Genomic DNA, 12,090 nt, shown 5'->3' with positions numbered 1-12,090 from the left:
TTTAAAGAATTCGAATGCCAATGAGCCTAGAGCTAAACAGTGCAATTTAAGATAAATAAAGTCGCTATTATTCACGCCAAAAGAGCGGCGCGCAAATATCTGCACAATGAATTTAGAGATAAACTGTCTCAAGCCAAAATTAGTGTACAACTTTGTGCACTGGCTCTGCTGTTTGCAATAATTGCCTCATTGGTCATTATTCTGTTTCGCTTAAGCCTAGTTTGGGCAGAACAATATCTGCTTTCGGACACGAATACTATCAGTTCAACATTAACTGACTGGCGAAGTTATCTGCCGTTGATTGGCGCGGCATTAATTTGGTTATTGTCATTGTTAGGCTCAAAGCGCTACCGCCGCATGGGCATTGCCTATGTTTTGCATCGATTTAAATTACATTATGGCAAAGTGCCACTGCAATCAGCTGCAGGGCAGTTTTTTCAGGCCTTAATTGCCCTGATGAGTAACTTCTCTGTCGGTAAAGAAGGCCCGGCAATACACCTTGGCGCGGTGAGCGCCAGTGTAATGGCTGAGAAATTTAGCCTGCCAGACAACAGCGTACGTATTATGTGTGCCAGTGGCATAGCCGCAGGGATTGCAGCAACCTTTAACGCGCCACTCGCGGCCGTATTATTTGTATTTGAAGTCATCGTACGCGAATACAAAATTCATTATTTTTTCCCGATTATGTTATCGGCCATTTGCGGCGCAGTATCGAGCCAATTGGTATTTGGCAATGTACACGAATATGAACTCATTAATGTTATCCGCATTCCACTAGACCATTACCCGATTTTACTTATCGGCGGTGTAGTGCTCGGCTGCGTTGCGGCACTGTTTAACTTTTCTCTGTTAACCGTAACCGCTAAAGGCCAAAACTGGCCGCTCATATACCGTTTATTCATTGCCGCAGCGATCACCACCTTGATTGGCCTTGTGATGCCACAAGCGTTAGGTTCTGGTGATTTTGCAATTCATGAAGCCATTAGCGAACACCCTAGCCTATTGTTTTTAATTGGCTTGTTACTGGCAAAAATGCTGGCAACCATTGCGGCTATTGGCTTTGGTGTCCCTGGCGGATTAATTGGTCCACTTTATGGTATCGGGGCATTAGTCGGCGCTATTTTGGCGATTTTAAGTAGCTTATTATTTCCATCGATTGCACCGTATGTTGGCTTGTATACCGTCATTGGCATGACCGCCATGATGGGCGTTTGTTTAAGCGCGCCATTAGCTGCACTGGTGGCCTTGCTGGAACTGAGCAACGACACATCCATTATTTTACCGGCCATGTTTATTACCATCCCGGCATTTTTGGTGGCTTACCAGGGCTTTAACACTAGCTCTATTTTCTTAAAACAATTAGACATTATGGGGCTGGGTTACAAGGTTGCACCGTTAAACCAGGGCTTACAAAAGAAAGGCGTAAGAGTGTTAATGGACCGCCGCTTTGTGATTGTAAACGATGACGATGAACTGCTGCTTGAAGTATTAAAGCGCGCAGAAGGTCGGCCCGTACTGGTTCGCAATGGCGAAGGAAAAATAGAAATGCTGCGCCTTGAAATGCAGTCTTTTGAAGACTCGACCACTCTGTCTCGTCACCCTATGCCTGGGTTGCCAGACAGTGCCACACTCAACGAAGCCTATGAAGCTTTAGCGGCTAAACGTTCGGGTGAAGTGTATATTTATCGCGACAGTCCCAATAATCCCAATGGTCAGAAAGTGGTTGGGGTAATCAGCTGGACAAACTTGTTGCAAGAGATCCGCTCTGGGCAAATTTAGCCATTTATTGATGAGCTACCCATTATTTACACCTTGATGATGGGGACATAATTCTCACTAGGTTGTTCTATTTCAAAGCAAGTGAATCTCGTGGGACATATTTATCTGCTGTTTATTTTCTGCTACAATTTTGCCTCAGCCACATTATAAAAAAAACCGATAAATACCCTATAAAATAACGGTAAAATAGCATGCTGTTTTGGTGGATATTTTACCCTACACTCTGGAAATCAGGCTGATGATGCAGTTCGAAGGTTCACATATCCTTTCCGTAAACCAGTTAGATCTGGATTCAATAAACACTATTTTTAACGTTGCTAACAAAATGACCCCCTACGCACTGCGAGAAAAACGCACCAAGGTGTTAGAGGGCGCGATTTTAGGCAATTTGTTTTTTGAGCCCAGCACCCGTACTCGCGTCAGCTTTGGCTGTGCATTCAACTTACTTGGCGGCCATGTTCGTGAAACCACAGGGATGGCATCATCGTCATTATCAAAAGGCGAGTCGTTGTATGATACCGCCAGAGTGTTGTCGACCTATTCTGATGTGATTGCCATGCGCCATCCTGATGCTTACTCAGTAAAAGAGTTCGCAGAAGGTAGCCGCGTGCCAGTGATTAATGGTGGCGACGGCCCCAATGAGCACCCTACTCAAGCCTTGCTTGACTTGTTTACCATTAAAAAAGAGCTCAGCCACGCAGGTATGGGCATCGACGGTATGCACATTGCGATGGTAGGTGATTTAAAATATGGCCGTACCGTTCACTCTTTATCGCGCTTACTTTGTATGCATAAAGACATTAAGTTCACATTGATTTCACCCAGTGAGCTAGCAATGCCTGACTATGTGATCGCCGACATTGAAAATGCTGGCCATAAGATCACAATAACAGAGCAGCTTGAAGGTAATTTACATCAAGCCGATATTTTGTATTTGACCCGCATTCAAGAAGAGCGTTTTCCGTCACAAGAAGAAGCTAATAAGTATCGCGGCAAGTTTCGCTTAAATCACAATATTTACACGCAACATTGCAAGTCAAATACCGTGATTATGCACCCGTTACCTCGAGATTCGCGCGCACAAGCAAACGAGCTCGACAATGATTTAAACAGCCATCCAAGTTTGGCTATTTTTAGACAAGCCGACAACGGCTTACTTATCCGTATGGCGCTCTTTGCATTAACACTTGGAGTTGAAAACCAACTCGAAAAGTATGAGTGCCCAGTAAACTGGTATTCACGTAAAGCCGATAGATAATTGGCACACAATATTAAGGATTAGACATGACCCGTTCCGAAGTCTTATTTGAACAGGCTAAAAAGACCATTCCAGGTGGCGTTAACTCACCCGTACGTGCCTTTAATGGTGTTGGTGGTTCGCCGTTATTTATCGAAAAAGCCGATGGTGCTTTTATTTTCGATGCTGACGGTAAAAAATATATCGACTACGTAGGTTCATGGGGACCGATGATTTTAGGTCATAATCACCCAAAAATCCGTCAGGCTGTATTAGCGGCGGTTGAAAATGGTTTGTCTTTTGGTGCACCGACAGAACTTGAAGTCAAAATGGCTGAAAAAGTGATTTCAATGGTGCCATCAATGGAACAGGTTCGCATGGTCAGCTCAGGTACAGAAGCGACCATGAGTGCCATTCGTTTAGCGCGTGGTTTTACTAATCGTGACAATATTTTAAAGTTCGAAGGTTGTTACCACGGCCATGCTGACTGCTTATTAGTTAAAGCGGGCTCTGGCGCATTAACCCTTGGTCAGCCAAGTTCGCCTGGTATTCCTGAAGACTTTGCTAAGCACACGTTAACAGCAACCTACAACGACCTTGATTCTGTGCGTGCTATTTTCGAGCAGCACCCAGACGATATCGCTTGTATCATTCTTGAGCCGGTTGCTGGCAACATGAACTGCATTCCACCTGTAGAAGGCTTCTTACAAGGTCTACGCGCAATTTGTGATGAATTCGGTGCGCTGTTAATCATCGATGAAGTGATGACAGGTTTCCGTGTCTCTATGAGTGGTGCACAAGGCTTCTATGGCGTAACACCAGACTTAACCACCCTAGGTAAAGTGATTGGCGGCGGCATGCCAGTAGGTGCTTTTGGTGGCCGTAAAGACGTGATGCAGTTTATTGCACCAACAGGCCCTGTTTATCAAGCAGGTACGTTATCGGGTAACCCTATCGCGATGACTGCAGGTCTTGCGCAAATGGATGCCTTATGTGAACCAGGTTTATATGAGGCGCTTGCCGATAAAACCAAACGCGTTGCACAAGGTTTTAAAGCCGCGGCAGACAAACACGGTATTCCGTTAAGCATCACCTATGCTGGCGGTATGTTTGGTTTCTTCTTCACTGAAGACACGGCACCAATGACCTCGTTTGCCCAAGTGACCAAGTGCAACATGGAGCATTTCCGTCATTTTTACCATGCTATGTTAGATGAAGGCGTGTATTTAGCACCGAGCGCTTATGAAGCAGGCTTCTTGTCTATGGCTCATGGCGATGACGAAATCGAATACACCTTAGCCGCTGTTGACCGTGTCTTTGCCGCTATGAAGTAAATCATGCTAAGGCTAAACGCTTTTTTAGGTTAAGCGCATAGTTGACAACAAAAATAGGATAAACAACTAAATTGTTTATCCTATTTTTTTAACACGAATTCCTATCCCTTTCCCGTGTCCATAATTTTATCCACGACTTTGGTCGATAATTAACGAAAAAACCGTGATCTATATTGCGAAAATGCTCGGGGTGTGATGTGATCGCACCGCCAAAAAATAAGCTTAATTTAACCTTAAAATCAGCTTGAATTAAGTGAGCAGAAATTCACGGTAATGATCTTGATTACCTACAACACAAAGTTGGAATTGCAGTCATGCTACATACCTTTCTTATCTCACTTGCGGTGCTTGCACTGTTAAGTATTGTGCTCGAAGAAGTTACCCATATTAACAAAGCAAAAACCACCTTGTTCCTTGGCTGTATCGCCTGGATAACCCTCTTTATGGCCTCTGGTAGTCCAGAAAATAGTAAATTGGTAGGTGAAGAGCTCAATGAAAACTTATTAGAAATTGCCACTCTATGGCTATTTTTAATGTCTACCATGACCTTTGTGGCCTACCTTAATGCTAAGGGTATGATCCAGGTATTAGTACAGAAAATCTTTCCACAACAAGTGTCGGTGCGCATGCTGATGTTACAAGTGGGTATGTTTTCATTAGTGTTATCGACATTTTGTGACAACGTGACCGCAACCTTAGTGTCTTTAGGCTTACTAACCACCTTCAATTTAGACAATCAAATGCGTCGCCGTATGGCCGTGTTGATTATTTTTGCGGTTAACTCTGGCGGTGTTGCACTGATTACCGGTGATGTGACTACATTAATGATTTTCTTAGCCGGCAAAGTGCATATCTCTGAACTACTGATTTTGTTCATTCCAGCAGGGATCAGTGTCGGTTTACTGGCGGTATTATTTTCACTTAAAGCCGAAGGCCATGTGAGTACTACACCTGTCGAACAAAATTACAATACTGTCGATATCGTTATTGGCTGCATTTTCTTCGCGACCATTATTTTAACCATGGTACTTAACGTATTATTTGGTATTCCGCCGGTATTAACTTTCTTATTCGGTTTGTCAGTAATGTTCTTAGTGGGCCGCACGAACAAGAGTAACAGCGAAGAAGTACAGGTACTTGAGTACATACGTCAGGTTGAATTTGACACCTTATTATTCTTCCTAGGGATCTTATTATTGGTCGGCATGCTGAAAGAAATTGGCACACTTAATCTGCTAACTGATGTGTATGGAATGTACAATCCAAGTATTTCTAACTTCTTTACAGGTATGGGCTCAGCATTATTAGACAACGTGCCATTAACGGCGGCGTTATTAAAAGCAGATCCAGTGTTGACCACGGCGCAATGGCTAGGCTTAACTTATGCTGTGGGTGTGGGTGGTTCATTACTCATTATCGGCTCAGCGTCAGGCATTATTGCCATGAGTAAAGTAGAAGAGCTGACATTTGTAAGCTACCTGAAATATGTACCAGCTTTACTATTATGTTATTGCTTGGGATATGGATTAACCTTGTTTTTAGCTAACCATATTCACGGCTAAAGCTCGTCTCTAATACTCACCAACAACAAAGGCGCATGATGCGCCTTTGTTATTTTTAGCCAACGTGATACTGATTAACCTGAGCTCGGGATAATAAACGCCTTTCAAACAGTCCTTTGCCCGGCTAACTGCGTTGAATCGACTTACAATAGGCTAGCTATTGACGCGTCAATTCGTCTTGTTAGCAGAACAAATGACAAGTTTGAAAGAGATTAGTGGTAAAATGTTGATTTTAAATAGTATAAGTTCATCTCTTATCCCGAGTTCAGGTTGATTAGATAGCTGGCACTCTAAATTGCTCACCATTGATATCAAGTACGATATCACGAGGACGAATTTCAATAATCGTCAGCTTATTTTTAATCATGTCCCCCTGTTGTAACTCTACACCATCGACATTTAACCAACGGTTATTAGGCTCTGATGAATACACATGTGCATTAATAGTAAACTCTGGCACTTGTAACTGCACACTGGCAGGCAAATCGCCGTACTTAGGGATCTGTTGATTACTGGATTTAGGAATAGGGTCAAGCTTTGGCTCAGTGACCTGTTGATTAACAGACTGTTCAAACTCAACATCTTTAAGTGCAACTTCAAACGCCGCCAATAAGTTATTTCGCTCATCAATTGAGGGGGCTTTAACCGAGGCAAAATCGACTTCTTGCGCCGCAGTATTCACCTGCATTCGTAACGCCTCAAGCTCAGCTAATCCTCGCCTGTTAGCATTGGCGCCTAATATAATTTGCTCTTGCTGAAATGCTTGTTGCTGGTCTTGTGCCTGTTGTTTCTGAACTTGTAATTGCCGATTAGTATTTAACTCCACTGTATCTGGCGGTGAATACACATCGGTTAACTCAGTATTATTGGCATCGCGATTATTGGCATAAACATCGCTATCATATGCATTGTTATCATATGCATTGCTATCACTGACATTGTTAGTATTTGCGTAACCATTGTTACTATTAGCGCGGGAAAATTGATCAAACGGTTTGGCTATCGGCAATGCCACTTTACCCGCTAAACGGATCTCGTCTTTAGCTTGAGAATTTGTGTCAGTGTGGTTATTCAGTTTAGGTTGACTGATTTTGGCAACGGGCTGACTTACAATTAATGGCGTTTCTGGCTGAACCGGTAACTCAATCTTAGGTTGAACGGGTTGAGGAACTAACAACACGCTCATTCCCCAGGCTGCGCCTATGCCCAAAACTATCGCAGCCGTTAATAAACTGTAAGGCTTTAATTTATTCGCTGGGCGTGATGGCGAAGAATAATGAGTAGCAGGTGTCGACAGTAGGTCTACCACCTCACTTTGTTGCTGTTTATTACGATTAACCGCATCTAATAAAATAGACATTAACGGCGTACCTCGGCAGTGGCCAACCTGGGTCCTTGCTGACTCAAATACAAATTAAGTTGTATGAGTGTTTGACTGCCGGCAATACCATCTGGCTTTAAACCATGCTGACGCTGAAACTGCATTAATTGCTGTTCTAAATCACTGTCAAACTGAGTTAATAAACGGGCACGACGCTGATTCACCATGGCTAAACTATTTTCAAGCCATTGCACTTGCGCCAAACTCGAAGACTGACCAATTTCACGAGGCAACACACTGTCGGGTTGCCATAATATTTCGAACGTGCCGCTAAAGTGTCGGTCAAACCAATCTTTGTTAACCCAAAATTGCTGCTCGCCTAATTGCAACAAAATCTGCTCAGCTTGACGCTCAACAATAACTCCGTAAAACACATTGGCTTGTGCATCTTGCAAGTAGACAACCGCTGGATAATTTAAGCGCATAATGCTGTGCCAATTACCTTGCTGCTGGTAACAGGCTAACTCTTGCTGTTGCGCAGCCTGGCAAGCAGATAACCCCGTAATGGGTTGCTTATTCCATAAACCAAATAAACCGGCAAATGCATTATCGATACTGCTACTTTGTAACATTGCCTGGCGTAAAATTTGTTGCTCAGCATTCACCGCTGGCGAGGTTTGTGCGGGCTGCTGCGCTACAGTGGCAACCGTTTTTGGCGCGCTGTCTGTTTCCGAGGATGCAACATTGGCAGAAACAGGGGGCAACAGTGCCGCTGCATTGATGTTTTCATCAATTGCTGTGCGATTAAATAAGTAAAAAGATAAACCAAATGCCAACACAAGCGCCGCGGCAGCGACAAATGGCCAACGTTTATCAGCAGAGACGTCAATATCACCTAACACTTCAATCGCCGCTTGATTAACCATTTTATGGTCAATCGGCACTTTAGCCTGGCCATATCCCGCCATTAATGCCCGTTCGCACAATAAATTGGTCAAGCGCGGAATACCGCCAGAATGTTTATGTAATGCTGCTATCGCTTTGCGGGTGAATAATGGCTCATGACGACCAGCCACTTGCAAACGATGCAACACGTAGAGCGCAATCTCTTCTTTATTTAGCGGTAATAAATGATAACGCGCAGTAATACGCTGAGCTAATTGACGTAAATCTTGGCGTTTAAGCAATTGTTGTAATTCAGGCTGACCGATCAAAATCACCTGCAACAGCTTTTTAGTGTTGGTTTCTAAATTGGTGAGTAAACGCAGCTGCTCTAATACTTCAGAGCGTAAATGTTGAGCTTCATCAATAATCAACACCGTATTGCGACCGTTTTTATGGTTATTAAGCAAATACATGCTAATCAAATCTGTTAGCTGCTTTAACGTCGGGTTGTCGCCATAGTTAATTTCCAGTTCGTCACATAATGTCGCCAGTAACTCAAGTTCAGTCAATGAAGGGTTAAGGATAAAAGCGGTATCGGTGTTATCAGGGATTTGCTGCAACAAACAACGCGACACGGTAGTTTTCCCGGTACCCACCTCACCGGTTAATAACACAAACCCACCGGTTTCACCCAGGCCATAAGTTAAGTGAGCCAACGCTTCACGATGACGGTCGCTTAAGAACATATAATGAGGGTTAGGCGCAATTGAAAACGGATTATCGTTTAATCCATAGAAGGCTTTATACATTCGACCAAAAATCCTTATTTGAAACTGACGGCTCACGTTAATGCTTGTGTGTTTACTTGTCAAAAGTTAGCCGTAAAAATCTAACTCTGATAATATTTAAGCCACTTATTATTACACGTTGTGGTACGCCATGAAGATTTATTTAGTCGGCGGGGCCGTGCGCGACACCCTTCTTAATCAAACTGTTGTTGATAAAGATTATGTGGTGGTCGGTAGCAGTGTCGAAGAAATGCTTGAACAGGGTTATCAACAAGTCGGCAAAGATTTTCCTGTATTTTTACACCCCAAAACTCAACAAGAATATGCCTTAGCCAGAACGGAGCGAAAAACCGGTTATGGCTACCAGGGGTTTAGTTGTAATGCCAACAAACAAGTGACCCTTGAAGAAGACTTACTGCGTCGAGACTTAACCATTAATGCCATCGCGCAAGATGATCAAGGTACATTGTATGACCCATTCCAGGGTGTAAAAGACATTGAGGCAAAAATCTTACGCCATGTATCGCAGGCATTTGTCGAAGATCCACTTCGCGTGTTACGCGTTGCACGCTTTGCCGCTCGTTTTCATCATTTAGGCTTTACCGTTGCGCCCGAAACATTGCAACTCATGACCGATATTGCAAACAGTGGTGAGCTTGAACACCTCACACCTGAACGCGTATGGCAAGAATGCGACAAAGCGTTAGGCTCTCAAAGCCCACAAATATTTTTCGAAGTATTAAGGCAATGCCAAGCCCTTGAGGTGCTCTTTCCTGAAATAGATGCATTATTTGGCGTACCACAACCAGAAAAATGGCATCCCGAAATCGACAGCGGAATTCATACGCTAATGGTGTTAGAACAGACAAGTTTATTAAGCGACAATAAAGCAGTCCGTTTCGCCGCCTTAGTACATGATTTAGGCAAAGCCCTCACCCCAAAACAAGACTGGCCGAAACATTATGGCCATGGACAAAAAGGCTTACCCGCCATTAAGGCATTATGTGCCCGCATTAAAGTACCAAACGACTATCGTGATTTAGCACTATTAGTGAGCGACCAACACCAAAATATTCACAATGCATTTGAACTTAGAGCAGAAACGATCGTCAAACTGTTCGATAAAGCCGATTTGTGGCGCAAACCACAACGTCTCACCGATTTATTGTTATGTTGCCATGGCGACATAAGAGGCCGCACAGGATTTGAAGATGCTTTGTATCCGCAAGCCCAATATTTACAGCAATGTTATCAGTTAGCGACTCAAGTCGATGTACAGTCAATTATTGCTGAGGGGCACCAGGGCGCTGCAATAAAAAGCCAATTACAGCTAAAACGCATCCAATGTGTTAATGACTTTAAATTACAATTGGTTAAAAACTAACAAACATGCTACAAAAGGGTGTCACAAGGTTTATGATAAAAAGCGAAAAAGTGCATTTTTTAGCGGTGAATAAGCAATAAATCACTAAGATTTATATAAAATCGATAAATAATTGCCCTTTTAAGCTTGTAGACTTGCAATTTTCATTTATTTCGCTATTTTAAGTAAATATTCTTTTGTTTGCCTATAGCAAATAAAAAAAACTGTGACATAATTACGCCGTTGCAAAGGCACACGCCGTTGCACTATTTAACAACCTATATATTAAGGGATTTACCCATGAACAAAAAAGTACTGATGATTGCTGGTGTTGCGATGACTGCTTTATTAGGTGGTTGTGCTAACACTACTGCTTTAGAAGAAAGCGTAGCAAACCTAGGTAACAAAGTTGATCAACTATCAGCAGAAGTTGGTTCTTTAAAGTCTGAGCAAAGCAAGCTATCTGCCGATGTTAAAGGCGCTAAAGCTGCTTCTATGGACGCACAAGCCGAAGCTAAACGTGCTAACGACCGTTTAGACAACATGGCTTCTTCTTACAAAAAGTAAGAATTGCTATTAAAAATTAGCTTATATTAATAGGTTGATTATTAGGGCTTGATTGTTGATTTACTACCTAGGTAGCTTTCAACGTCAAGCCTTAATTATTTGTGCCATATAAAGAATTGAGCGGTAAATCTACCCAGCACTCGTCACCCCCCCCCCCTTTTTTGTCAGCATTTCCCCAATTAATTGTTCAACCCTTTAATCTTGTTAAACAATCCTACAGAAATCTTAGCACCTGCTATTAAATCTTAGCATCTGACCATTGTAGTATCCGGCCTCGAAGTATCTGGTCGCGAAGCGCCTTAACCCTTGACTCTTACGCTCCTGATACACCAGACATACCTTTATCTTATCGATTGTAATTTGGCTTAAGAATAAATTTTTATAACCGCTTCTTGAGCGTCAATATCTGCCAATCAAACTCTAGCTCAGATATCGCACTCGACTTTATTTGATGTTTTAACTCATCATTCGCTCGCCAACCAAACACCGACATGTCTAGTAACGTGAGCGCCTGTTCGCCTGCAACCGATTGAGTAAACGTTACTTGTTGCTGTGATTCAATCTCAAGCTCATTCGGTAAATTAAGCTGTAACGGCTTTTCCGTTAAATCAGGATACACTTGTTGCTTAATTTGCCACAAATGACGCACGCCTGGCTGTAGCATGACAATTCGGCCACTATCTTTTAATACCCTAATACATTCTTTTCCCTTTAAAAGAGAATCAAGCACAGTAACCACATCCATTGATTGAGTCGCAAAAGGCAGTTTTTTCAGTGCGGCTAATATTAATTTTGCAGGGGTTTGCGCTTTAGCCGCTGCATAGATGGCATTTTCGGCATCGGTAATACCCCAATGCTCACATACAACACCTGCCTCAGCTACAGCGCTAACCAGCTGACGTAAGTAATAACCATCTGCACACTGATAATCCAGATGCTCAAAAGCTTGCGCACCACTGGCATTTAATACATTTAACAAGCTTGTTTGTAATTGGGTTATAAGTGGCGTAAATAGCCCTGACTCCAACAAAAAATGACGACCGCGCATTTGCTGGCGCGACAACACTTGAGGTTTAGTTTTGGTATTACTCAGTAACGGCCAATAACCTTGAGCATGTTTATCAAAATGGTGTTTATTGTCACAATAAAAACCCATTGAAGCTTGATGTTGATTTATCGGTGCAGCGCACACTGGGCATAATAGCGGTAGAGTCATAGTAAACCTTAACTCGAGATAACAAACAGTTACCAATA

9 protein-coding genes are annotated in these 12,090 nt (G+C 42.8%); 6 read left to right on the top strand and 3 right to left on the bottom strand.

From position 1 onward, the window contains the following. Nucleotides 1–39 precede the first annotated feature (39 nt). From GQA99_RS06105 to nhaD, 4 genes are all read left to right on the top strand, one after another. Entirely contained in the window at nucleotides 40–1,779 is a 1,740-nt protein-coding gene (locus GQA99_RS06105) for a chloride channel protein (protein ID WP_160053013.1), read from the top strand. Nucleotides 1,780–2,017: 238 nt separating this feature from the next. Continuing rightward, a complete protein-coding gene (locus GQA99_RS06100; protein WP_160053012.1) occupies nucleotides 2,018–3,037 on the top strand; it encodes an aspartate carbamoyltransferase in 1,020 nt (339 codons plus the stop codon). 26 nt (nucleotides 3,038–3,063) lie between these two features. Beyond that, a complete protein-coding gene (gene hemL / locus GQA99_RS06095) occupies nucleotides 3,064–4,350 on the top strand; it encodes a glutamate-1-semialdehyde 2,1-aminomutase (protein WP_160053011.1) in 1,287 nt (428 codons plus the stop codon). Nucleotides 4,351–4,664: 314 nt separating this feature from the next. Continuing rightward, on the top strand, nucleotides 4,665–5,912 hold the full coding sequence (gene nhaD / locus GQA99_RS06090) for a sodium:proton antiporter NhaD (protein WP_160053010.1): 1,248 nt from the start codon (nucleotides 4,665–4,667) through the stop codon (nucleotides 5,910–5,912). Between the two features lie 274 nt (nucleotides 5,913–6,186). Here nhaD and GQA99_RS06085 read toward each other — a convergent pair whose 3' ends face one another. Together GQA99_RS06085 and GQA99_RS06080 are read right to left on the bottom strand one after the other, a co-directional pair. Next, nucleotides 6,187–7,272: a general secretion pathway protein GspB gene (locus GQA99_RS06085; protein ID WP_160053009.1), complete on the bottom strand. Its 1,086-nt coding sequence runs from the start codon at nucleotides 7,270–7,272 to the stop codon at nucleotides 6,187–6,189. After that, nucleotides 7,272–8,927: an ExeA family protein gene (locus tag GQA99_RS06080; protein WP_160053008.1), complete on the bottom strand. Its 1,656-nt coding sequence runs from the start codon at nucleotides 8,925–8,927 to the stop codon at nucleotides 7,272–7,274. The genes GQA99_RS06085 and GQA99_RS06080 overlap by 1 nt, the downstream gene beginning before the upstream one ends. A gap of 130 nt (nucleotides 8,928–9,057) precedes the next feature. Here GQA99_RS06080 and GQA99_RS06075 point away from each other — a divergent pair, with 130 nt between their 5' ends. After that, entirely contained in the window at nucleotides 9,058–10,290 is a 1,233-nt protein-coding gene (locus GQA99_RS06075) for a multifunctional CCA addition/repair protein (protein ID WP_160053007.1), read from the top strand. Between the two features lie 279 nt (nucleotides 10,291–10,569). Then, the gene (locus tag GQA99_RS06070; RefSeq protein WP_124017059.1) at nucleotides 10,570–10,836 is read left to right on the top strand and encodes an Lpp/OprI family alanine-zipper lipoprotein; all 267 of its coding nucleotides are present in this window, start codon (nucleotides 10,570–10,572) and stop codon (nucleotides 10,834–10,836) included. Between the two features lie 379 nt (nucleotides 10,837–11,215). Here GQA99_RS06070 and GQA99_RS06065 read toward each other — a convergent pair whose 3' ends face one another. Beyond that, entirely contained in the window at nucleotides 11,216–12,052 is an 837-nt protein-coding gene (locus GQA99_RS06065; RefSeq protein ID WP_160053006.1) for a putative RNA methyltransferase, read from the bottom strand. Nucleotides 12,053–12,090: the final 38 nt, after the last annotated feature.

Source organism: Shewanella litoralis (genome assembly GCF_009828585.1).
GTDB lineage: Bacteria > Pseudomonadota > Gammaproteobacteria > Enterobacterales > Shewanellaceae > Shewanella > Shewanella litoralis.
This window is presented reverse-complemented; position numbering and strand designations above follow the sequence as displayed.